Below are 22,569 nucleotides of genomic sequence, written 5' to 3'. Positions count from 1 at the left end.
CACGTTCTATCTGAGCAACGACAACGCCAACACCACGACCACCGTGAAGTTCGGCAACCCGGGCTGGATCCCGCTGGTAGGGGACTGGAACGGCACCGGCAGCGACAAGGTCGGCGCCTACGACCCGAGCACCGCCACGTTCTATCTGAGCAACGACAACGCCAACACCACGACCACCGTGAAGTTCGGCAACCCGGGCTGGATCCCGCTGGTAGGGGACTGGAACGGCACCGGCACCAGCAAGATCGGCGCCTACGACCCGAGCACCGGCACCTTCTACGAGGGCGACCAGTCCGGCGCCACGCTCGGTTCCGCCAAGTTCGGCAACCCCGGCTGGACTCCGCTCGCCGGCGACTGGACGGGCAGGGGCACCGCGACCGTCGGCGCCTACGACCCGAACACGGGCACCTTCTACCTCAGCAACGACAACGCCAACTCCGCCGTGACCACCAAGTTCGGCAACCCCGGCTGGACCCCGATCGTCGGCCGCTGGTAACCCGCCGCGCCACCGTCCGAGATTCGTCCGGATCGCCGGTGGCCGGGTCCAGCCCGGCCACCGGCGGTCATCCCTGCCGAGGAGCCCCGCAGCCATGACCAACCGTTCGTTCACCCGCCGCCTGCGCGCCACCGCCACCGTTCTGGCCGGCACGGCCTGCCTGACCGTCGCCATCCAGGCTCCGGCAGGCGCCGCGTCCGTGAGCACCTGGGACAAGATCGCCCAGTGCGAGAGCACCAACAACTGGAGCATCAACACCAACAACGGCTACTACGGCGGCCTCCAGATATCCCTGAGCAACTGGAAGAGCTATGGCGGCACCGCGTACGCGGCGCGCCCCGACCTCGCCACCAAGAAGCAGCAGATCCTCATCGCCGAGAAGATCCTCGCTTCCCAGGGCGCTCGCGCCTGGGGGTGCGCCCCGGGTACCGGGCTCGCGACCGACACCGCCGCCCCCTACCCGGACGGCATCGGCGCCTACGACCCGGGCACTGGCACCTTCTACGAGGGCAACCAGGCGGGCGCGACGCTGGGTTCGGCGAAGTTCGGCAACGCCGGGTGGAAGCCGCTGGCCGGTGACTGGACGGGCAAGGGCACCTCGTCGCTCGGCGCGTACGACCCGGCCACGGGCACGTTCTACCTCAGCAACGACAACGTCAACACCGCCGCCACCATCAAGTTCGGCAACCCGGGCTGGATCCCGCTCGTCGGCGACTGGAACGGCACCGGCACCAGCAAGATCGGCGCCTACGACCCGAACACCGCCACCTTCTACCTCAGCAACGACAACGTCAACACCACGACCACCGTGAAGTTCGGCAACCCGGGCTGGATCCCGCTGGTCGGCGACTGGAACGGCACCGGCACCTACGGAGTCGGCGCGTACGACCCGAACACTGGCACCTTCTACGAGGGCAACCAGGCAGGCGCGACGCTGGGCTCAGCAAAGTTCGGCAACCCGGGCTGGACCCCGCTGGTAGGGAAGTGGACCGGCAAGGGACCCTCGACCATCGGCGCCTACGACCCGAGCAGCGGCACCTTCTACCTCAGCAACGACAACACCAACACCGCCGTCACCGTGACCTTCGGCAACCCGGGCTGGATTCCGATCACCGGCAACTGGTAACCCGGCCGCTCCTCATCGCACGCACGCGGTTCGACCGACTCCGGCGGACCGCGTGCGTTCCCGCTGCCGTCCACACCCGTGCCGAACACCGACACCACCGCGCCGACCACCGACATCGCGCGGAACCCGGCTACCGTTCCCGGGCAGCTGCGCCTGGCGCTCGCCGCCGAGCCCACCGCCCACTCACCGCTCGCCCGCGGCCGGGGCGCTCCGACCGGCACCTGGCGGATCGACGGGAGCGACCTGGTGGTGGAGGGTTGGAACAGCACCCCCGACCTGTTCGCCGTCCGCGACCCGGACCGCCGCCTGCTGGGCTGGGTCGAGGCGCTCGGCGACGGCTGGGCCACCTACATCAAGGGCCACCTACATCAAGGGCCGCCTGATCACCGACGCCACCGGCGGAGACACCTGGCTCTCCACGGACGCGCCCCACGCCGTCGCCCTGCTCCGCGCCGCCCGGAACCAGCACCTGACCTGACCACACCGCCAGCGGCCCGGCTCGGCAATGCCGCCGCCCCTATCACCAGGGACCTAACGACGACGCCGCCCTGATCGTCCGCCAGGCCCTGGAGCAGAGCCTGATTGACGTCACCGGAGCCCGGCAGCCCACCTGACCGCCCGCCTCCCGTGAGGCGTCCGGTGAGGCGTCAGGTGGAGCGTCCCGTGGGTCCACAGTCCTCAGGCCCGGCCCTGCATCACCGCAGGTCAAACCGTGTTTTCGGAGGGCCGGAAAAGCCGACAACCCCTTCTTCTGTCCTTTGTCCTGGGTAGTGAGGTGGTCGGTCGGTTCGGTTCGGGGTCGCGCCTGCGGCGGGCCGGTGTTCTTCTGCGCGTCCGGCGAAGCGTCCGCGCCGACCAGGGCCGGCACGACCGGCCGCTCCCGGCGCCGCGCCGACTGCACGTAGGCACCACCGCAGGTGACACCGAGGGCACCACCGCAGCCAGGCCCGCAGCTACCACCGCAGGTACCCCGTCACCTCCGCCCGCCGCCGAGCGTTTACGCAGCTCAGAGGTGGTTTCCGGGGCGCCTGAAAATCAGGCAACCCCCCTCCTGTCTGTCCCTCTGCCCTGGTTGCTGGTGATGGATGGGTGCGGTTCTGGGTGACGGTCCGGACAGCCGGGGGTCTGCACTCTGCTGGGCTGTTGGTCATGGTGCGTCCGGCAGATACCGGCCGCGTTGCCCGGCGGGCCGGCGCGGCCGGTACCCTCGGCCCCCAACAGCGCCCCCAAGGCCGCCAACAGCCACCCTGGAGCCGCCCCGCCGCCGCCCGCCGAGGGACTGGCCGCCGTCATCCCGCAGTACCTCCCCGCCGCCCGCCCGCACCGCCCTGGCGCCGCCGACCTTCGAGACCGGCCAGCGGCCTCGGCCCAGCCCGCGCGCCGAGGGAGTCCGCAGCGACGATCGTCAGCACGGGCGTCGGGGTCTGTACGGCTTCTCTGTGCTCCAGGGCCCGGACCTGTTGGGCCGCCTCGGCGGAACGTAACAGCGGCGCGAGCGCCCCCCTTGTGGACATCGTTTCGTCATGCTCTCCTGCTGGAAAGGAAGTTGAGCGCTGGGGGGGGAAATGGCGCAATTCCGGAGAGCATGTGGCGAGTGCGGCTTCATGACGGGGTGGACCACAGAGTCATCCTCGGAAGACCAACTGCTCGCCCACTACGCCCAGCGCCATCCCCACATCGAGCCGGGTGGCGCCGTACAGATCAAAGACGGGAATCCGGATGGGATTGGGGCCGGAGGGTGCTGCGCCGGCGCCGCCGTCCTCCTAGTGCTGTTCTTCCTGTTCATCCTCGTCTCGCTGGTGAATGAGCACCACGGAGGCTGACGATCGCCGACAGCCCGGCTGGCAACGCACGCTGCCCGGCACCTGCCGCGACCGGGGTGTGGCCGTCTTGCCTTCCGCCCTGGGCCGCCCCTCCCGCGGCCCGCTGTAGCTGACGTGGACGCCACACTCGGCGACGAACTGGCCGAGCAGGCCGTGGACGCCATCGCCGCGCTGCGCCACGTCCGTACCAGGCCGCCGTCCTGGAGAGCACGCTCCACCTCGCCTAGGCCCTCCTCGTGCAGCCCCACGCCGACCCGCTCCTCCTGGAGGCCGCCGAAGGCCTGGCCGCCGTCATCCCGCAGTACCTCCCCCCGGCCCGCACTCCCGCCCCCGCTCCGCCGCCCGCCCGGCTGCGCACCGCCCCGGCCCCGACGCCCCCGGCCCGGCGACAAGTGGCACCTGGATGAGGTGTTCATCAAAATCAACGGCGAACAGAAGTACCTGTGGCGGGCCGTCGACCAGAGCGGCAACGTGCTCGACATCCTGGTCCAGGACCGCCGCGACAAGCTTGCGGCCAGGAGTTTCTTCCGCCGGCTCCTCAAGCAGACTGGCACGGTGCCGAGGGTGGTCGTCACCGACAAGCTCCGCTCCTACGGCGCCGCCCACCGCGAGGTGATGCCCTCAGTCGAGCACCGCTCGCACAAGGGACTGAACAACCGGGCCGAGAACTCGCACCAGCCGACCAGGCAACGCGAACGCGCCATGAAGGGCTTCCGCGGCGTCGGCGGGGCCCAGCGATTCCTGGCCGCGTTCAGCGGCATCTCACCGCACTTCCGACCCGGCCGCCGCAACCGCACCGCGCCCGACCACCGCCTCGAGATGACCGTCCGCTTCACGATCTGGGACCAGATCGCCGGCGTCGCCGCCCTGCCCACTGTGGCCTGAGCGAGAACCGACAACTGGCTCGACCACGCCCTGACACACCGCCAGACACCTACACCCCGACAACATGACAACGCCCATGGGCGTGATCGCGTGGACCCGGTGGGTCCACGCGCCCCTACGACCCCTCAGCCTCGATCAGCGAGGATCTCCGAGAGCACGCGTCGCGTGTCACGGGCGTCAGCGCCGTCCTCGCCCAGGCTGTTGGCGCACGAGACGAGCGTCTTCCACAGCGCCCAGCCGCGTCCGCGCGCCCACGTCGCATCGTCGACGCCCAGCCGCTTCCGGAACAAGTCGCGGCCGTCGGCCGAGAGCAAGGTCCACGCGATCGCGAGGTCGCAAGCGGGGTCCCCCACGCCACACGTACCGAAGTCGATGACGGCGGCGAGCTGTCCGTCCTCAAGGAGCAGGTTTCCCTGGGCAAGGTCGCCGTGGAACCAGACGTCGGCCCCGTCCCACTGCGCCTCGAGCGCCTGAGTCCACAACTCATGTGCCGGCGCGACGTCGATGTGGCCGCGCAGCTCGTCCAGCGCACTGAGCGCCTGCGCCTCGTAGGTCCGCAGCGTTGCTCCACGGAACCAGTTGTGCTTGCCAGGCTGTGGCCCTTCCGAGGCATCGATGCTCTGCAACGCGGCGACGAAGTTGGCCAGGCCCTCGGCGAAGCGGATCGGATCGACGACTGACTCGAACGTCGCGGGCGTGCCGTCGATCCACCCGTAGACCGACCACGCGAACGGGTAGGTCGCACCAGGACTCCCCTTCGCCAGCGGCACCGGGATCGGCAGCGGGAGAGCGGGTGCCAGCTCGGGTAGCCAACGGTGCTCCTTCTCCACGGCCAAGGCGTACTCCTCCGCGCTGGGCAGGCGGAGCAACATGTTGTCGCCCAAGCGGAAGGTCCGGTTGTCCCAGCCGCCGTTCTCCACAGCCGTCACAGGTAGTGCGGCCCATTGTGGGAACTGTTCGGCCACGAGCCGACCTGCCTGTTCGGCACTGACGGCGACCCGCTGGGGCATGGGCCCAAGATCTGGAACATCGTTCAACAGGTACCCCCTTGTCTAGGCTCTAGTGTGAGCAGACAGACATTGCTCCACGCGAGTAAAACCCACCCGATATCTGACCGACCGCGCAGGCCCCCCGGGGGGCCTGCTGCCCCTTCCAGTGCGCGCGGCCCAGCCTGGTGACCTCCGGCTGGGCCGCGCTGCTCCGTCGTCAGCGCCGCTGTCCACAGCCAACCCCGGCCAGGGTGGCGCCATGACGACGACGAAGAAGACCACAGCGTCCTGCCAGGCCCACGCCGCCGCCACCGCCGACGACGCCATCACCAAGGCGCAGGCGCTCGCCGCCCTCAGCCTGATCCCCGGACTACGGGCCGACCTGGACGCCGCCGAAGTACGGATCACCGACACCGCCCGCACCGCCGGCGCCACCTGGAACGAGGTCGGCACCGTCCTCGGCATGACCAAACAGTCCGCCGCCGAATGCCGAAACCGCCTCAACGCCACCACGCCGGGCAACACCTGACGCCCAAGGCCAGCACCCATCCCGGACCCGCCAAGGGCCCGCCCCCTCATCGAGGGAGCGGGCCCTTTCGCATGCCCAGACGAAGGAGACCACGATGCCAAACCTGCGCTACACCCCCGCCGCCGCCGCCCGCACCCTGGCCCGCCTGGAGAAGGGCCGCCGCGCCGACCCCTGCCGGCTGCGCCGGGTCCGCCGGGTCCTGGACAGGCTCGCCGCCTGGAGGCTGCCCGTCCCCGGGCAATGGAGTGGGGGCGGGCAGCCGGGCCAGCCTACGAGAGCCCCGCTACGGGGTGGCCCGCCGGGTGGCCCTGGCTCGGGTGTGACCTCATCCAGCGGTCGGAGTGAGAATCAGCGTGTTTTCGGGCTTTCAGGCCCGTCGACCAGGATTGGTTGAACCAATCCAGGCGGGTCGTGCGGGTCTGTCTCGCTGTGTGGGACCGGCCCGGACTGGTGACTGTGCGTGATTAAGCTTCCGTGCTGGCGGGGTCTGCCGCGCCTCCGGCGGGTCTGGAGGCGTGTCCGGGCCGTCTTGGGAATTGACGGCCGGTTGGAGATCGTCACGGTATTCGGCCGGTGAATTCTGCTCAGATCCCATGGAAAGGGCTGGGGGATATCCGGACCCGCCGTGGTGGTTCCCTGTGAGGCTGGTCCGGGTGCCGGGTGCTCGGCACGTACGTAGGGGTTGTCGCCGCCGCCGGGTCCGGAGCTGCTGCAGGTCCGGGCGAGGGCCTGGTAGGTGTCCGCTTCCGACTCGTTGACCGCGCGCCGCCCGGTGGCAGCGCACGCGTCGGCCGGCGGCCGCGTTCCGTGTCCGGCACGGCCACCTCGACCCTGCCGGACATCGGGGAGGACCGCGAGCTGCGCGCGTGGCTGCGCAACCGGCGCCACCTCGGCGAGACCGGCGCCCTGGACCCGGTCCGCGGGTCGGAGCTCGACGCCATCGGCATGGTCTGGAGCGGGACCGCCCAGGCCTGGGAGCGCGGCTGCGCCGACGCCCCGGCTGTCTCGGTGCCCGCCGCTGTCCCGGTCGCTGACGTCGACCAGGAGCCCGCCGTCCCCGCGGCTGCCCCCGCCGCCGTTCCCGCCGCCGGCTCCGGGCCTGCCCGCCGCCGGCGGGCACGGCCGACCTGCCCTCGGCTAACCTCCCCCTCGTGGACGATCACCCCGAACCATCGACCCTGCGCGTCTTCGTGGCCCTGGCCCCGCCCGACGACGCCAAGGACGAACTGGCCCGGGCCCTGCAGCCCGCCTACACCAGGTACCCGCGGCTGCGGTGGAACCGGATCGAGGACTGGCACATCACCCTGGCCTTCCTCGGCGAACAGCCGTCCACGGCGGTGCCGCTGCTGCGGTCGGCGCTGGCCGGTCCAGCCGCGTCGCACCCCGCCCTGCACCTGGGCCTGCGCAGCGGCGGCCACTTCGACCAGCGGCTGCTGTGGAGCGGGATCGACGGGGACCTGGAGGGACTGCACCTGCTCGCCACCGGCGTGCGGGACCTGGTCAGGTCCTGCGGAATCGAGTTCAGGGACCGGCCGCTGCGCCCCCATCTGACGCTGGCACGGTCCCGCCGTGACGACCCCGTCAGCGTGCCGCAGGCCGCAGCCGGGCTGACCGGTTTCGTGGGCCGGCCGTGGCGGACCGAACGCCTCCACCTCGTCGGCAGCAACATCGGCCGCGGCCCGGGACCGATCCGCTACCGCGACATCGAGGCGTGGCGGTTCGGCGCAGCCGTCCGGGCCCGGGGCGGCGGCGCGCTGACCGAGCCGTAGCCTGCGGGCGAGTACCTGCGAGGGGGAGCCGACGCCGTTCGTGTTCGACCAGGCACTGCCCGTCGCCCTGGTCCTGGTCATGGCAGCCGCCTTCGGGTACGGGGCGGGGCTGCTGCTGCAGGACCGGCTGATGGCGCTGACGCCGGACGGGCCGAGCGGGCAGGCGCTGGGCCCGCACAGCTCCGGGATGCTCACCACGCAGGGTGTCGGCGCGGTGGTGAAGCCCCACGGCAGGCCCGGCCCCGGTGGCGACCCGGCGCCTGCTGTGCCTGGTGGACCGCTACCTGCACGCCCGTCGACCCGACGGGCCCGAAGAACGCGGGCGCCCCGTCCGGAACGGCCGGGGCGCCCGCGTTCAGGCGCGGAACAGGGCAGTCGTGGGGACGACTACGGCAGTGGGACCTGTGCGGTGCCGACTACTCGATCGCGCGCAGTGCGTTGACGATGCCGAAGCCGTAGAAGCCGTTGACGCGCTTGCCGCCCGCACAGACGGCGGCCGCGGTGCCGTCGCCGTTCCCGCCGTGCGGGTCGGCCGGGTCGGCAGGGCACCCCGGGTTGTCCGCCTGGGCCTTGAGCAGTGCCTGCAACTGGGCCGGGGTCGCGTGCGGGTGGGCGGACTTCAGCAGCGCGGCCACACCGGCGGCGTGGGGAGTGGCCATGGACGTGCCCTGCTCGTAGCCGTACTGGTTGTTCGGCAGCGTCGACAGGATGCCGCCTTCCCCGGACGGCGTGTCCGAGGCCTGGTACTGGTCGCCGCCCGGCGCCGCGACGTCGATCACGCCGAGGCCGTAGTTGGAGTAGTACGACTTCGCGCTCTTGGCGCCGGTCGCGCTGACCGTGACGACGCCCGGCAGTTGTGCGGGCAGGTCCCAGCACCTGCGCGGGTCGACCGTCCGACTCGCCGGGGTGGAGTCGTTGGGGCTGCCGCCGTCGGTGAAGGCGTCGGAGGCCAGGTCGTGGTTGGCGTTGCCGGCCCCGGCGACATTGAGGGTGCCCTTGCGCTGCGCGTAGAGCTGGGCGCGGTTGACCGCGTCGACGATGGCCTTCTGGTCGGGGTCGTCCAGGCAGTTGTACTGCCACGGGTCCACGTAGTAGCTGTTGTTGGTGATCTGCACACCGTGGTCGGCGGCGAACACGAAGGCGCAGACGACGCTTTCGGCGTAGATCAGCTGGCGCGGGGTGGGTTGGGAGACCGTGATGCCGGAGACCTTCACACCGGGTGCCACGCCCGCGACGCCGATGCCGTTGCGGGCCGCGGCTATCGTGCCCGCCACGTGCGTGCCGTGGAAGTAGTTCGGATCCACCGGCCGCCAGGAGCCGTACGTGGTGTCGGCCTTGCCACTGGCGCAGTTCGCGGACTGCGAGGGGGAGAAGTTCGCGGCGAGGTCCGGGTGGGTGTCGTCGACGCCGGTGTCTATCACGGCGACCGTGACGTCCCTGCTGCCGGGGTTGATCTCCGCGGCCTTGTCCGCGCCGATCGCCCGCAGGTCCCACTGCTCGGCTTCGAGTGGTTCGGTGCCGCCACCGGAGGCTTTCCCGATCCTCGCGGCTTCGGCCTCGGAGAGGTACCGCACCGCACCCTCGTCGGTCGTCCCCGCGGCGCTGAGCGGCGCGGTCCGCGTGGCACCGGCCGACTCCACGCCGCGCACCGCGCGCAGCCGCCTGCCGAAGTCGGGGTTCGCCGAGTGGACGACGATGACGCCGATCCCGTCGTACGGGACGACGATGGTGCCGCCGGCGGCGGTGATGGCCCGCTGCACCTCCGCGATCGTGCGGCGGTCGGTCCTGGTGTTGACGACGTACGCCAGGGTGTGCGCGTCCTCGGCCCGCGCGGCGGACGGTATTCGGGGCGTCGCCGAGGCCGAGGCGGGGAGGAAGCCGAGCGAGGCGGTCAGCGACAGCACGACCGGTACGGCCAGGCCGAGCCGGAGTAAGGAGCGTCGTCGAGCCATGTGGTCTCCACATCATCCGGGTGCAGGACCCGCCCGCAAGCAGAGTGCCAGCCGGGCGGGTGCGTGACGGGTGGTACGGGGGGTAAAGCTATCCCGCCACCCCGCCTGATGGTGCCGACCGCGACCAGACCGCGACCAGGACGGCCCGCGCGGCGAGTTCCCCTCCCGCCGTCATACGGCGGCCGGACACCCCGGACACCCGCCGAGCACGTCGCTACGCCCCAATCCGACCCCGCGGTGTGCCCCGGTGACAACGGCAGGCAGCCGGTCGGTTCACCCGGCCCCGGCGGATGGCGGAAAACGGGACCCCGGCCGTACGTCAGCACCTCGCCGTACGCCGCGAGTCGGATCTTGAGCCCATCCCCGCGCCGTACGTGGTGCGGGTACGGCGGAACGGAGACTGGAGACAATCCGAGACACCGATTCTGCACAGAGGACTGGCATGGTTCTGCGAGACGGGCGAACGATTTCCGCGCTGACGGTCGGGGCGGCGACGGCCGTGCTGGCGGCGCTCACCCCCGCGACGGCGTTCGCCGCGGGCGACCCGCTCCAGCGGTACGCGCGGCAGCAACTCCGTTGGGAGCGTTGCGACGCGGGCCGCCCGGCGGCGTTCGAGTGTGCGAAGGTCACGGTGCCGGTGGACTACGGCGACCCCGCGGGCCGGAAGATCGACATCGCGATATCGCGGGTCAAGGCGGGCAGCGCGAAGGAGCGGCACGGCGTGCTGCTGATGAACCCCGGGGGCCCGGGCGGCCCGGGGCTGACCATGCCCGTGGAGATGGAGCCGCTGCTGTCGCCGCAGGTGCGGGATCGGTTCGACCTGGTCGGGTTCGACCCGCGCGGGGTCGGGCAGAGCTCGCCGATCGGCTGCGACCTGACGGAGGACGAACGGAGCCTCCAACACCCATACGCCGCAGGGACGTTCGCGAAGGACGTGGAACGGGCCCGGGCGGTGGCCGACAAGTGCCGCGCCAAGGCGGGGGACGTGCTGCCGCACATCACCACCCGCAACACGGCGCGGGACATGGACGTCGTCAGGGCGGCGCTGGGGGAGAGGAGGATCTCCTACTTCGGGCACTCCTACGGTACCTACCTGGGCGCCGTCTACACGCAGATGTTCCCCCAGCGCTCGGACCGGTTCGTGCTCGACAGCGCGCTCGACCCGGCGCTCGCGTGGCGCGGGACGCTCCGGGAGGGGGCGGCGGGGGCCGAACTCGCCTTCACCCGGTGGACCGAGTGGGCCGCCGCACGCGACGCCACGTACGGGCTGGGTGCCACCGCGGAGGAGGTCCGCAAGACGTACTGGGACCTGGTCGCCCACGCCGACCGCACGCCCGTCCCGACCGAGGACGGGGCGCTCGACGGCGACGCCATCCGCTCCGGGTACGCCGCGTTCGTCCACCTCGAGGCCGTCACCCCCTGGATCGTCGCGCTGAAGGCCGCGGCCGTGGGCGGGCCGCCCGTACCGGCCGTGCCGGCGGTCGTTCCGTCGGACAACACAACCGCCGCCGTGTGGGCCGTCTTCTGCGGCGACACCCGCAGCTGGCCGCGCGACCCCGAGCAGTACCGCCGGGACGCGGTCCGTGACCGGGCCAGGTACCCGCTGGCCGGCGACCTGGGGGCCAACATCCAGCCGTGCGCGTTCTGGAAGTCGGCGGGCGGCGAGTCGGCCACCGTGGTGAACAACGACGTCAACGCGCTGATCGTGCAGAACCAGTGGGACCCGCAGGCGACGCTGGACATGGCCCAGGGCATGCGGCGGGCACTGCACGGCGCACGGATGGTCACGGTGGCCGACGGTGAGGGCCACGGCGTGGTGGTGGCCGGCCCGTCCTGCGCGGACGGCAGTGTCACGCGCTACCTGACCACGGGCCGGCTGCCCGCGAAGGACCTGACCTGCGGCGGCTAGCTAGTGCAGCAACGCACTGATCCTGCGAGGGTCCCGAGTCTGCGTTCGGGCTGTTCAGTCCTGTGCGTGGAACTGCTGGATCCATGCGTCCCCCGCCGGGGTGTTCAGTCCTGTGCGTGGAACTGCTGGAGCCATGCGTCCCCCGCCGGGGTGTTCTCGATCCAGCAACGCTGCGCCGCCTCGGTGTGGTCGACGACTATGTGGGCCGCCAGCTTGAGCGGGCCCGCGGGCGGGCGATCGGCATGCCGGACGATCGCGCCGGGCCGTTCGCCGGCGGCTGGCCCGGCTGGGAGCCGGATCCGTCCTGGCCGCTGCCGACGATGCCGCCCGGCGCCGATGAAGCGGCCACGTCGGCGACCCCGTACCGGCTGTGACGGGCAACGGCCTCGGGGCCTGCATCCGGGCTAGTGCCTCCACCTTGAAGGCTGTTTGAGTGACTGGATCGTCACCTTCTGTACGCGGACACGCAACGTGTGGTGCGATGCCGACGTGAAATCCGGGGGTCGGGCTCGGAAAGCGACGCCCGCCCTGGAGCCGTGGACGATTGAAGGGAAGCCCATGGTGCTCCGCGCGCTGGCTGCGACTGGTGTCGCCACATCATTGTTCGGCTCGTCGGTCTTCGGCGGCAGCCCGCCCCCGCCCCCGCCCCCGCCCCCGCCTCCGGACCGGATCGTCATCGACAGCGTGGCGCTCAACGGTTCCGGCTGCCCGGCGGGGACGGCCTCCGTGGCCGTGTCCCCTGACAACACCGCCTTCACCGTCGCCTACAGTAACTACCTTGCCCAGGTGGGGCCCGGTTCGGTGCCGGCCGACTTCCAGAAGAACTGTCAGCTCAACCTGCTCGTGCACGTCCCCGGTGGCTACACCTACGCGATCGTGTCCGCCGGCTACAGCGGCTTCGCGTCACTGGCGCCGGGTGCGTCCGGGACCCAGCGGGCCAGCTACCACTTCCAGGGCAACGCCCACACCACCAACTCGACCCATCACTTCAAGGGCGGGTTCACCGGTAACTGGCAGGTGACCGACACCGTGGACGTTGCCGCCCTGGTCTTCGCCCCCTGCGGGGAGGAGCGCAACCTCGACATCAACACTGAACTGCAGGTCGAGCGCGGCACCTCGAGCCCGAGCGCCACCAGCTTCATGGAGATGGATTCGACGGACGGCAGGATCAAAACCGTGTACCACCTGGCCTGGAAGCGGTGTCAGTGATCTCCTGGCGCTGCGATCGGCGGGTGCGTCCAGGCCAACGGCTCTCGTAGTCGTTGGTAGCACTGTGCCGGGGTGGCCCGCGCTCGGGCCGCCCCTTCGCCGTTCCTGCCCCCCGCCCTCCTACAGCTCCGTCCACCCGCACGCCCCGGGCGCCGAGCGAGTGCCAGATGGGCGCGGACGGTCCGCGCTGGACCAGGTCCTCGATCCGGGCAGCGCCGGCCGGGACGGTGGCGAGCAGCTCGGCGACGGCCGTGTTCTCCTCGGCGGCCAGCCGCAGGTCCGCCATCACCGGGCGCACCTGGGCCGCGCCGGTGCCGACCAGGACCACCAGCAGCCGCGGGAAGGAGCGCCAGCGCCGCTCCCATGCCCGCCCCGCTCCGCCCTCGCCGTCCTGCTCCCACACCCGGGCGCAGGCCGCCAGCTGCGCGGCGGTCTGCTCGTCGCCGACGCCGGGGCGGTGGCGCTCGATGAACGCCCGCTGGCGGTGCCGCTCGTCGCCGGTGCCGGCGGTGTACGCGAGGTGGGCGGCGGGCCGGTACACCTCGGCGCCGGTGGGCAGCTCGGGGGCGGGGACGAGGTCGAGTGGGCCGCAGGCCTCGCCGCGGGTGCGGGCGTCGGTGACGAAGGCGGCGTGGATCCGGCCGATGTCGAGCAGGTGCTCGCGCCCGTGCTGCACCGCCGGGTTCTCCGAGCTGGGCGCCGGCGCGGTCGGGCGCAGGGCTTCGGGGAAGGTGGCGGTGACGGCGGAGCCGGCCGCGGTGAGGTGCCAGGCCTTCGCGCGCCCGGCCTGCGGCAGGGTCACGAGCTCCGCCAGGCCCTCGGCCTGGAGCCGGGTCAGCCGCTTCTGGGTCTGCTTGATTCCGGCGGCGCCGCCGTGCAGCTGGTGGAGCTGCTCGGCGGTCGCCAGGGTGAAGCGGTGGAGCGTCACCAGGACGTCGTGGTCGGTCTCCAGGAGTTCCCGCTCCCGGGCGGCCCGGCGGAAGGTGCGCCCGGACGGCGTGTGGCAGGCGGCGGAGATCGGCGTGCCGGTGCTCATGGTGGAGGTCGACTGCTCCCGCCCGGGGGTCAGCGCCAGTCGATCCCGAGTGCGGCGAGCTGGTCGAGCCGCTCCCCGCTGAGCTTGGCCCGGCTGGTCTTGGCGTTGGAGATCCACACGCCCACCCAGCGGCTGTCCGCTGTGAGCAGGCGTACGCCCGCTCACAGGTGCTTGGTACGCGAGCGGTCCTCACCCGTTCGGGCGATAGGCCCTGAAGTGGGCGATTCCTACCTTGTCAGAGGCATATCCCATCGCCTTCGTTCGGGAGGAACCATGTCAACGCTGCGTACCGGCCTCATCGGCATCGCGGCACTGCTGCTCGTGGGCGCCACGACCGCGGCAGCTGCGCAGAGGGTGCTGTCACGTTGACCGATGAGTGAGACGATCTTCGGGTTGGTCGCGGCTGGGAGGTCGTCGTGGGGAGCGTGTCGCCGTCGTACAAAGGCCACCGCTTCCCGGTGGAGGTGATCTCGCACTGCGTGTGGCTGTACTTCCGGTTCCCGCTCAGCTTCCGCGAGGTCGAGGAGCTGATGCTCCAGCGCGGTGTCATCGTCTCCCACGAGACCGTGCGTCGCTGGTGCCTGAAGTTCGGGCAGGCGTACGCCGACGGCCTGCGCCGCCGACGACCCGCGGCCGGGGACAAATGGCATCTCGACGAGGTCTTCGTCGAGATCAACGGCGAGCGGCGGTACCTGTGGCGCGCGGTCGACCAGCACGGCAACGTCCTGGACATCCTGGTCCAGTCCCGGCGGAACGCGAAGGCCGCTGTCCGCGCCCGGTTTTTCTGGTTAGGCGAGTGTGCTCTGAGCTGGGGTGTTCAGATTGCTGGTTGTCTGTCCGGTGGGTGGCTGGTGGGTTCGGTTCCGGGTTGTGGCTGGTGAGCTGGGGTGGTCAGTTCGGCTGGTTGCTGTTCAGGTGTGCTGGGTCGCTCTGGTGCGGGGCTGGTGGCTGCGGGTTCTGGTCGCGGTGGCGGCGCAGGGCGCCCAGGACGTGCTGCTGTTCCAGGTCCGGGGTGGCCAGGGTTGTGGTGAGCGGGAGCTGGGGTGGGGCTGCTTCGATCTCGGCTGCCAGTTCGCTGGTGATGCGGGTGAGGCCTACGAGGGCGTCGAGCCGGTCGAGGTCGACGGGGCCCAGGACCGTGCTGCTGCTGGTGCCCATGCGCAGTAGGTCGGGAGGTGTGAGGCGGGCCAGGAGGGGGAGCAGGTCCCAGTCGTGGTCGTCGAGGCGTTCGTGGATCCAGGACTTCGCTTGCCCGGGGGCGAGCATGCGCCATGCGAGGAGGAGTTCCCGCTGAAGGGGGGTGATGTGGTTCGCGGGCTCTCGGATGGCCGGTGTTAGGTGTGGGGGGATGAGGCTGGACAGGTTGTCTCTGCTGGTGCGGGCCCAGGCTGCGAGGCTCGTGTCGGTGGCGAGGTCTCCGGTGGGTGTCATGTGGGGCGGGTAGACAGCGCTGCGCAGGGTCTGGACGGCCAGTACGGTGCCGTCCGCCGTCTGGGCCATGCGTGTGAGCGCGCCGGGGCGTTCATCCGCGGGGAGTCCGGTCAGTACGTGCAGGGCGGTGTCTTGGACCGCTGTTGTTGGGCGGAGAATGCCGAATGCTTCGACGGGGCCTGCCACGTTGCCGTACTCGTCTGCGAGGAGTGCGAGCAGGTCAGCGCTTACCCCCGTGTCGAGGGGCAGCCGCTGCTTGATCCGGCGAGTTATTCGGTGCGTATCGTCGCGCAGCCGGGCCACAAGGGCGTTGTGCTCGTCGCCGGGCAGGCCGGAGGCGATCTGGTCCAGCGCTCGGCTGAGTGCGGCTTCTGACAGGTCGTCGTCGGGGACCGCGAACGTGGTGTAGCGGTCGAAGTAGTCGTCACTCCCGACGCCGTGGCGGCGATCTGGGTCGCTTGCCGCGCTGGTGGTCCAGGTGTTCAGCACCTGAGCGACCGGGGTGAACATGACAGCGAGCAGCCCCAGGACACCTTCGACGTACTTCTCGGCGACGCCGGCCTTCTCTACCCTCCGGTGCCAGCGGTCCAGTTTTTCCGCGGGGTTGTTGCTCTGGGGGAGGTAGGCGGTGTTCGTCAGCTCGCCGCGATGCTGCTTCAGCAGTCCGTACACCCCTGGCTCCACCGTGCGCAGGAATGTGACGAGCAGGAAGTCGACCAGGTCGACATCCTGGGCCACCGATCCCAGGCTCGCGTCTACCTGCGCCATGAACCGTTTGATTGCACGCGGCGTGTTCAGGCGCGTCTGGAGATGCCCGCCGTACGCCTCGGCGAATCTGGACACGTCGGAGGACGTCAGCTGCTTGCCGTGGCTCTCCAGGACCTCCGTCAGGCACCGCTCCACCAGCTTCACGGCGTCACGCTCGCGGAATGCGGGCAGGTCCAGCCTCACCTGGACGATCTTCTCCAGGAACTCGCGCGCCCGTGTCTCCTCACCGCCGACCAGGTCGCTGCGCCGCAGGACGTCCAGCAGGGTGTGCTCGTCGTAGCTCAGCAGGTAGTGCACGTTGGGCAGGCGTCCGACCAGCCGCACGAGCTTGAAAACAAGCAGCAACTCGGCCGGGGTAAGCCGGTCCAGGTCATCCATCACGACCAGGATGGGCTTGTCGGCCGTACGCAGAGCCTCCGTGACCTTCCGCTTGGCAGCGGTTGCGCTGGTATCACCCCCGATGCGCTTGGAGACCATCTGAAGGATCGGCTTCGCATCCACGCCGACAAGGCTGGCCAGGCTACCCAGGGGGGCGATCGAGTTGCCGAACTCGGCGAGGCTCTCCCGGGACTTTGACCAGCGCTTGTCTTTGGGAAGCGCGTTGCGGATCTCGGCGAAGAGAGCGGCGGTCAGTGATTCCAGATCCGGGTACAGCCACGGGTTGACCTCGGCGACGAGCCACGGATCCGTACCAGTGGCTGTGAGCAGGTCGATCGTCATCTCCAGGACGGACGACTTTCCTGACCCCCACGGTCCGATCAGTGCCAGGACGGACGAGTCGCTCTGTGCGCGGACCCTGCGCAGGAGCTCGACGCAGTGCTGGGAGTACGTCCCGCGGCCCAGCAGGTCTGGCCGGGAAGGCGATCCGTCGACGGTGTCGTCATTGAAGAACTGGGGGCTGGCCATGGCGACCATCTTCCAGCATCGCGGCTTCCTCGATCACAGGTTCCGCTCATATCCCAACTGTCCTTCTGTAGAGGACTGCTGCGTCAGTGGACGAGGTGCTGGTGATCTCTGCGGTTTGAGCCCCGGCAAGCCCGGCGGTGCGCTGCGCCTACGCCGACGGCGCAGCTGAGCTGGATCGCTGGCGGCTCCGACTGCTTGCCTCCGTGCCCTCAGCGGCCTTGCTCACCTGTGCTACGAGACGTGTCGTCCCTGGGCGCGATGCCGATGGTGGTGAGGAGGTGTTGTTGGTCGGGGTGGAGGTTCTGCCAGTTCGTGTGTTGGGTGGTGAGCCAGTGTCGTTGGCTCCCTGACTGGCGGTGGCCGTGGGCGAGGGCGATCAGGATGCTGGTGTAGGTGTGTTGCCAGCTGATTCTCCAGGGTGGGTTCCACCAGGGGTCGAGTGTCGCCAATTCTTGTTCGTGGGGCCAGGTTTGGCCGGTGCGGCGGTGGTGGGCTTTGGCGCGTTTGCGTTGTTCGTGCAGCCACCAGCCGAGGGGGAAGCCGTCGTGTTCGGTGGCGTAGTGGGCGGTGCCGAGTCCGTCGCGGGTGCGTGCGTAGGAGCGGGCGTAGGGCAGGCCTCCGTCGATGGAGGAGGAGACGGCGGTGGGGCGGGGGCGGCCGGCGCCGGTGTGGGGGCGCTCGCGTGGTTCGTGCTGGGGCTTGGCTGCGCGCGAGTCGGTGGGGGTGATGCCGATGTCAGCGAGGAGTTGCTGCTGGCCCGGGTGGAGCCTGTCGTAGTTGATGCACTGGGTGAACAGCCATCGGGTGGCACTTGGTGGGAGTCCGGGGAAGCCCGCGGCCGCGTTCAGCATCTGACCGCGGGTCTCGTTTCTGACGGTGTGGTAGGTGATCTGCCAGGGCAGGCCCCAGGGCGGGTTCCACCAGGGGTCGATGGCGGTGAGGGCGTCGGCGCGATCCTGGGGGAGGCGGTCGGTGGCGGCTCGTTTGCGCTTGTCGGCCAGCCAGTGCCCGATTCGGTAGCCGTCGTGTGTGTCGCTGTTGGATGTGGCGAGGTGTCCGTAACGGGCTGCGAAGGAACGGGCGTGGCTCAGCCCGGTCTCGAAGGACGCTTGCTGGGTGATGCGGCGGGCCGCGCGGTGCTGGCGTTCGCGGCGGTGATGCCAAGGCGCGCCAGCCTTTGTTACTGTCCGGGGTGGAGTTGCTGGTAGGCGAGGCACTGGGTATAGAGCCACTGCCCGGTCCAGTCGGGCGTGCCCGGAAACCCTCGCGCGGGGATGAGATCGAGGCCGTCTTCGACGAGCTTGCGGGCGGCGCGGTGGTTGATCTGCCAATCCCCGTTCCAGGGCGGGTTCCACCAGGAGTCGATGGCGGCCAACGGTGGACCTGCGGGGTAGAGGGTGGTGAATTTTGCGGCATGGACGCCTGCCTGATGCCGCTGGCGGCCCAGCCAGGCGCCGACGGCGAAGCCTTCGTGCAGGTCGGTGGGGGATGCGTTGAGTGAGCCTTCCCCCGGGATGTGGACACCGGAGTTTCATGCGGCGAGGGTGATCCTACGGGACGCCGCTGTCTGCTGTTCGAACTGGATCGGGCTGAGGTAGCCGAGCGTGGAGTGGCGCCTTCGGACGTTGTAGAAGGAGATCCCGCGAAACACGTCCAGCCTCACCTCGTGCTGGCTGGCCCGGCGCACTGCGTGCATCAACTCCCTCTTCAGCGAGGCGAAGAAGCTCTCCGCAGCGGCGTTGTCATAGCTTGAGCCGACCTTCCCCATGCTCCGTCGGACACCGTGGCGCCGACAGATTCTCGCGAACTCGGCCGAGCCGTATTGCGAGCCCCTGTCCGAGTGGAAGATCACGCCGTCGACCCGGCCGCCGCGGGCGGCCACCGCGGCTTCGAGTGCGTCGGCCACAAGCCGGGTGCGCATGTGGTCGGCCAGCGACCAGCCGACCAGGCGGCGCGAGTGCAGGTCGATGACGGTGGCCAGGTACATCCATGAGCCGCCGACCGGCAGATACGTGATGTCGCCGACCCATCGGACATCGGGGCGGTCGGCGGTGAAGTCCCGGCCGATCAGGTCCGGCGCCGGCGGCACGCTCCTGTCCGGGACGGTCGTGCGGCAGCGTTTGCGCAGGTGACGGCCCACGATGCCGTGCTCGCGCATCAGGCGGGCTATCCGTTTACGGTTGACCACCCGCCCCTGGGACCGCAGTTCGGCGTGCACTCGCGGAACCCCGTAGACGCCCCGCGTCTCCTCGTGGACTGCGCGGATCTCGCGCACGAGTACAGTCTCGGCTGCCGCCCGCTCGGCACGGGCCCGGGCACCGGCCTGCCAGGCGTAGTACCTGGAACGCGCGACGCCGAGGACCTCGCACAGCCGCTGGACGCCGAACTCGCCGGCGTGGGCAGAGATGAAGTCCCAGCGGCGGGACCTCACTTCATCTCCCGGGCGAAATAGGTCGCTGCCCGGCGCAGGATCTCCTTCTCGACCTGCCACTCCCGCTCGGCCTTGCGCAGCCGCGCGAGCTCGGCCCGCTCGTCGGCGCTCAGCGCCGACCCGGTCGGTACCGGCTCGGCGTCGGCGGCCCGCACCCAATTCCGCAGGGTCTCGTGATTGACCCCGATCTCCTTCGCGACCGCCGCGAACGTGCGCCGGCCCTCCGAGGCCCGGTACAGCGCGACGGCATCACGACGGAACTCGTCCGAGTACTTCGACGGAGGTGTTGTCACGTTGACGGGCGGGTGATCGTCTGACGGGTCGCCAGGGTGTGGTGGGGTCCGCCGTGCCGGGGCTGGGCGCTTTTGCGGCGGCGCTCGGAAGGCGCCCCTGCCTTGACGTGCCAATCAGATGGACGCGTTGTCCTGGTAGGTGAAGAAGTTCCAGGAGTTGCTGCCACCGGCGGTGGTGACCGAGATGGTGATGTTCTGGCCCGGAGATTGCTGTGGAGCGACGGCGGTGATCTGCGTGTCGGAGATGACGGAGAAGTCGGCGGGGACGTTCTCGAAGGTGACTTGTTGCGTGGTGGCAAGGTCGGTGCCCGTGAGAGTTACGGGGGTACCGCCGCTGGTCGACGCGGTGTTGGGGGTGACATTGGTGATGGTCGGCTGGGGCCAGTACGTGTAATAGGGGCCGGCGGCGGTTCCGCCCGGGGTCGTCACGGTGACCGGGACGCTGCCCGGGTTCTGGGCGGAGGCGACGGTGACGGTGAGCTGGGTGTCCGTGGCGGACTGGATGGTGGCGCGGTTGGGGCCGAAAGAGGCGGAGATCGCGCCGGCGAGGTTGAAGCCGGTGATGATGACGGGGTTGCCGCCGTCGGAGGGGCCGTCGGTGGGGCTGACGTCGTTGACCTGGGGGGCCGGGAAGTAGATGAAGTCCCCCAGGAATCCGGTGCCGCCGGGGGTGGTGACCGTCACGGGGACCGCCCCGGCCCCGGCTGGGCTGACGACAGTGATCGAGGTCGCGGTGTTGGTAAGGATGGTGGCGCTGGCGGTGCCGAAGTGCACGGCGCTGGCGTTGGCGAGATTGTGGCCGTTGATGGTCACGGTGGCGCCGCCGCTGGTACTTCCCTCGTGGGGGATCAGGGTCAGGGGGATGACGCTGACCGTGCCCGCGTCGGTGTTGGTCACGTAGAGGCGGGAGTCGTCCGGGGTGACCGCGACGCCGGTCGGGCCTTGCCCGGTGCTCAGGTTTCCGGCGAGCGTGTTGGTGGCGGTGTCGATCACACTGACCGTGTTGGAGGCGTAGTCGGCCACGTAGACGTGGGCGCCATTCTGGCTGACGACCACGAAACGCGGCTGGCCGCCCACCACGATGCTGCCAGTGATGGTGTTCGTCGCGATGTCGATCACAGCGACGGTGTCGCTGCCATCGTTGCTGACGTAGCCGCGGGCGCCGTCCGGGGTGATCCCCACAACGGCGGGCCCGTTAAGCCCGGCGATGGTGGTGGTCACGGTGTTGGTGGCAGTGCCGATCACACTGACGGTGTTGCTGGCGAGGTTGCCCACATAGACGTGGGCGCCGTCCGGAGTGACCGTCACGCCGGTCGGCCCATCGCCCACCGCGATGGTCGCGATGACGGTGCTGGTGGCAGTGTCGATCACACTGACCGTGCTCGCGTTCTGGTTCGCCACATAGACACGGGCCCCGTCCGGAGTGACCGACACGCCAGTGGCTCCCGCCCCCACCGCGACGCTCGCCGTGACGGTGTTCGTCGCTGTGTCGATCACGCTGAGCAGCGCATCGGCGGCCACGCTCACGTAGACGTGGGCCCCATCAGGTGCGATCGCCACGAGGGTGGGCCCCGCGCCTGTGGCGATGGTCGCTATGACGGTGTTGGTGGCGGTGTCGATCGCGTCGACCGCGTTCGACGACCTGTTGGCCACATAGGCGCGTGTCCCGTCGGGCGTGAGAGCTACCCCCAGGGGATTGCCACCAACCGGAATCACGACGGCGGAAAACGCGGTCAGCGAGAAACGCGTCTCACGCTGCTGAATGGAGCGGGCATCGGTCAGGACAGACATGGCGTACCCCTTGTTCGCGAAGCGGGATGCCGCCCATGTCTCGTGCAAGCAAGAGCCGCATCGCCGCGTGAAGCGGATGATCGATGGAAACCAACTCGCCTTTGGGCCGGAGACGATGCATCGATTTAGAATTACCCTGATAGCCAAGGATTTCAACACATAGCCCAAAAGTGTGATGATCGATCAATTGGTTCGGAAGTCACCTCACCATGATCGGACGCGTCTCCAATTCCCCGGCCTACGACTACATCTGAGAGCAGACCCGCATCCGACCAGACGCCGTCTAGTACCAACGCCGTTCAGTTAGAAGCTGTTGTCTTTCCGAGAGTGATGGGTGCGTTTCCGCTGGTCAGGAATAGGTTTGGTGTTTCGGCGGCAGGGATGGCGTGTTGTGTCGTCTCTTCGTTGGAGGTGCCGGGTGCCGTCGGTGATGGGGTTGTTGGAGGAGCGGGAGCGCGCCGCTCGGCAGCGGGTGGAGGCCCTGCGGGTCGAGCTACTGAATTTGAATGCGTGATGTCGGGTCTGGTCGTGATCAGCCGTCCATGATCAGACCGGCCTGAGTGAGTGCTCCGTCGATCAGGTGCGGGCGGTACTGGATCTTCTTGAGGCGTCGTTTGACGGCTTTGGCCAGGTGGTCGATGCTGGCGACCGCGAGGTTGCCGATGCCGCGTTTGACCAGTGACCAGATGCCTTCCTGAGGGTTGAGGTCTGGTGCGTACGAGGGGAGTTGGAAGACGGTCAGCCAGTCGTGGTTGGCGGCGATGAACTCCTTCATGGGTGGCATCAGGTGGGCGGAAAGGTTGTCCCAGACGAGCACGATCGGGCCGCCGAGCTGGGTGCGTGCTCGCAGGACCAGGTCGCGGTAGTCCTTCCATGTGAAGCCCTTGGGCTCGCCCTTGCGACCTCGGTGGACGCGGAACCCATGGATGAGACGGGAGCGTTGCCCCCTCTTGTAGCAGCTCATCCCGGCCATCGACACTCTGCCGGACCCGCTGCCCCGGACCCGTACGACGGGCGTGCGGCCCACGCGGCCCCAGGTTCTGGCGCGCGGCGGTCTCAGCGACTGCCCGGCCTCGTCCCCGCAGACGAGCCAGGCCCCGCGAGCCGCCGCGGCGCTTTTACCCGCGGCCAGACCTCCTTCTTCCAGAGCTCGACGGCCGCGTCGTCACGTTCGATCGCCCGACGGGCCGGCTGCTGCCAGGACCAGCCGTGGCGCTTGAGCAGGG

General features: G+C 69.9%; 19 protein-coding genes and 1 pseudogene. 10 read left to right on the top strand and 10 right to left on the bottom strand.

Going from position 1 to position 22,569, the window contains the following annotated elements:
* From ACIOJE_RS39205 to ACIOJE_RS39190, 4 genes are all read left to right on the top strand, one after another.
* Positions 1 to 496, top strand: a 496-nt coding sequence (locus ACIOJE_RS39205; RefSeq protein ID WP_400783161.1) for a hypothetical protein, incomplete at its 5' end; no start/stop codon positions are given.
* Between the two features lie 94 nt (positions 497 to 590).
* On the top strand, positions 591 to 1,622 hold the full coding sequence (locus tag ACIOJE_RS39200) for a transglycosylase family protein (RefSeq protein WP_400783158.1): 1,032 nt from the start codon (positions 591 to 593) through the stop codon (positions 1,620 to 1,622).
* Positions 1,623 to 1,700: 78 nt separating this feature from the next.
* Positions 1,701 to 2,174: a hypothetical protein gene (locus ACIOJE_RS39195; RefSeq protein WP_400783155.1), complete on the top strand. Its 474-nt coding sequence runs from the start codon at positions 1,701 to 1,703 to the stop codon at positions 2,172 to 2,174.
* 1,385 nt (positions 2,175 to 3,559) lie between these two features.
* A complete protein-coding gene (locus tag ACIOJE_RS39190) occupies positions 3,560 to 4,330 on the top strand; it encodes an IS6 family transposase (RefSeq protein WP_400783153.1) in 771 nt (256 codons plus the stop codon).
* A 125-nt stretch (positions 4,331 to 4,455) separates the two neighbouring features.
* Here ACIOJE_RS39190 and ACIOJE_RS39185 read toward each other — a convergent pair whose 3' ends face one another.
* A complete protein-coding gene (locus ACIOJE_RS39185; protein ID WP_400783151.1) occupies positions 4,456 to 5,340 on the bottom strand; it encodes an aminoglycoside phosphotransferase family protein in 885 nt (294 codons plus the stop codon).
* Positions 5,341 to 5,578: 238 nt separating this feature from the next.
* Between ACIOJE_RS39185 and ACIOJE_RS39180 the strand changes: the two genes are divergently transcribed.
* Both ACIOJE_RS39180 and thpR read left to right on the top strand, forming a co-directional pair.
* Positions 5,579 to 5,848, top strand: a complete 270-nt coding sequence (locus tag ACIOJE_RS39180; protein ID WP_400783148.1) for a hypothetical protein — start codon at positions 5,579 to 5,581, stop codon at positions 5,846 to 5,848.
* A 1,151-nt stretch (positions 5,849 to 6,999) separates the two neighbouring features.
* Positions 7,000 to 7,617: an RNA 2',3'-cyclic phosphodiesterase gene (gene thpR / locus ACIOJE_RS39175; protein ID WP_280685142.1), complete on the top strand. Its 618-nt coding sequence runs from the start codon at positions 7,000 to 7,002 to the stop codon at positions 7,615 to 7,617.
* 416 nt (positions 7,618 to 8,033) lie between these two features.
* Here the strand turns inward: thpR and ACIOJE_RS39170 are convergent, their stop codons facing one another.
* Positions 8,034 to 9,569: a S8 family serine peptidase gene (locus ACIOJE_RS39170; RefSeq protein ID WP_400783145.1), complete on the bottom strand. Its 1,536-nt coding sequence runs from the start codon at positions 9,567 to 9,569 to the stop codon at positions 8,034 to 8,036.
* 442 nt (positions 9,570 to 10,011) lie between these two features.
* On the opposite strand from ACIOJE_RS39170, the gene ACIOJE_RS39165 reads away from it, so the two are divergent.
* From ACIOJE_RS39165 to ACIOJE_RS39155, 3 genes are all read left to right on the top strand, one after another.
* Positions 10,012 to 11,478, top strand: coding sequence for an alpha/beta hydrolase (locus ACIOJE_RS39165; protein WP_400783143.1), 1,467 nt, complete (start codon positions 10,012 to 10,014; stop codon positions 11,476 to 11,478).
* Between the two features lie 116 nt (positions 11,479 to 11,594).
* Entirely contained in the window at positions 11,595 to 11,852 is a 258-nt protein-coding gene (locus ACIOJE_RS39160; RefSeq protein ID WP_400783141.1) for a hypothetical protein, read from the top strand.
* Positions 11,853 to 12,036: 184 nt separating this feature from the next.
* Positions 12,037 to 12,687: a DUF4360 domain-containing protein gene (locus ACIOJE_RS39155; protein WP_400783139.1), complete on the top strand. Its 651-nt coding sequence runs from the start codon at positions 12,037 to 12,039 to the stop codon at positions 12,685 to 12,687.
* On the opposite strand, the gene ACIOJE_RS39150 is transcribed toward ACIOJE_RS39155, so the two are convergent.
* Positions 12,647 to 13,723: a replication-relaxation family protein gene (locus ACIOJE_RS39150; protein ID WP_400783137.1), complete on the bottom strand. Its 1,077-nt coding sequence runs from the start codon at positions 13,721 to 13,723 to the stop codon at positions 12,647 to 12,649. The two genes, ACIOJE_RS39155 and ACIOJE_RS39150, sit on opposite strands and share 41 nt — an antisense overlap.
* 416 nt (positions 13,724 to 14,139) lie before the next feature.
* Between ACIOJE_RS39150 and ACIOJE_RS39145 the strand changes: the two are divergent.
* Positions 14,140 to 14,496 (top strand): annotated as a pseudogene (locus ACIOJE_RS39145) (IS6 family transposase); the annotation flags it as partial.
* Positions 14,497 to 14,614: 118 nt separating this feature from the next.
* Here the strand turns inward: ACIOJE_RS39145 and ACIOJE_RS39140 are convergent.
* From ACIOJE_RS39140 to ACIOJE_RS39110, 7 genes are all read right to left on the bottom strand, one after another.
* Positions 14,615 to 16,828: a P-loop NTPase fold protein gene (locus ACIOJE_RS39140; protein ID WP_400783135.1), complete on the bottom strand. Its 2,214-nt coding sequence runs from the start codon at positions 16,826 to 16,828 to the stop codon at positions 14,615 to 14,617.
* A 209-nt stretch (positions 16,829 to 17,037) separates the two neighbouring features.
* Positions 17,038 to 18,045 carry a helicase associated domain-containing protein gene (locus tag ACIOJE_RS39135; protein ID WP_400783133.1) on the bottom strand — a complete coding sequence of 336 codons (1,008 nt, stop codon included), beginning with the start codon at positions 18,043 to 18,045 and terminating at the stop codon, positions 17,038 to 17,040.
* On the bottom strand, positions 18,009 to 18,203 hold the full coding sequence (locus tag ACIOJE_RS39130; protein ID WP_400783130.1) for a hypothetical protein: 195 nt from the start codon (positions 18,201 to 18,203) through the stop codon (positions 18,009 to 18,011). Before ACIOJE_RS39130 ends, ACIOJE_RS39135 begins: the two co-directional genes overlap by 37 nt.
* 156 nt (positions 18,204 to 18,359) lie before the next feature.
* Positions 18,360 to 19,552, bottom strand: a protein-coding gene (locus ACIOJE_RS39125) for an IS3 family transposase (protein WP_400783127.1) whose coding sequence is annotated in 2 segments (ribosomal slippage) — positions 18,360 to 19,324 and positions 19,324 to 19,552 — 1,194 coding nt in all. Because the reading frame shifts where the segments join, the coding sequence is not laid out codon by codon here.
* A gap of 114 nt (positions 19,553 to 19,666) precedes the next feature.
* Positions 19,667 to 21,343, bottom strand: a complete 1,677-nt coding sequence (locus ACIOJE_RS39120; protein ID WP_400783124.1) for an IPT/TIG domain-containing protein — start codon at positions 21,341 to 21,343, stop codon at positions 19,667 to 19,669.
* Between the two features lie 532 nt (positions 21,344 to 21,875).
* Complete coding sequence (locus tag ACIOJE_RS39115) at positions 21,876 to 22,403, bottom strand: transposase (protein WP_400783185.1); 528 nt, start codon at positions 22,401 to 22,403, stop codon at positions 21,876 to 21,878.
* The coding region (locus ACIOJE_RS39110; protein ID WP_400783183.1) for a winged helix-turn-helix domain-containing protein at positions 22,400 to 22,569 on the bottom strand (170 nt) is incomplete at its 5' end. The genes ACIOJE_RS39115 and ACIOJE_RS39110, both read right to left, overlap by 4 nt.

The sequence above is a fragment of the Kitasatospora sp. NPDC087861 genome, from assembly GCF_044742585.1.
GTDB lineage: Bacteria > Actinomycetota > Actinomycetes > Streptomycetales > Streptomycetaceae > Kitasatospora.
The sequence above is the reverse complement of the archived record's forward strand: the minus strand, read 5'-3'. Positions and strand labels throughout refer to the sequence as shown.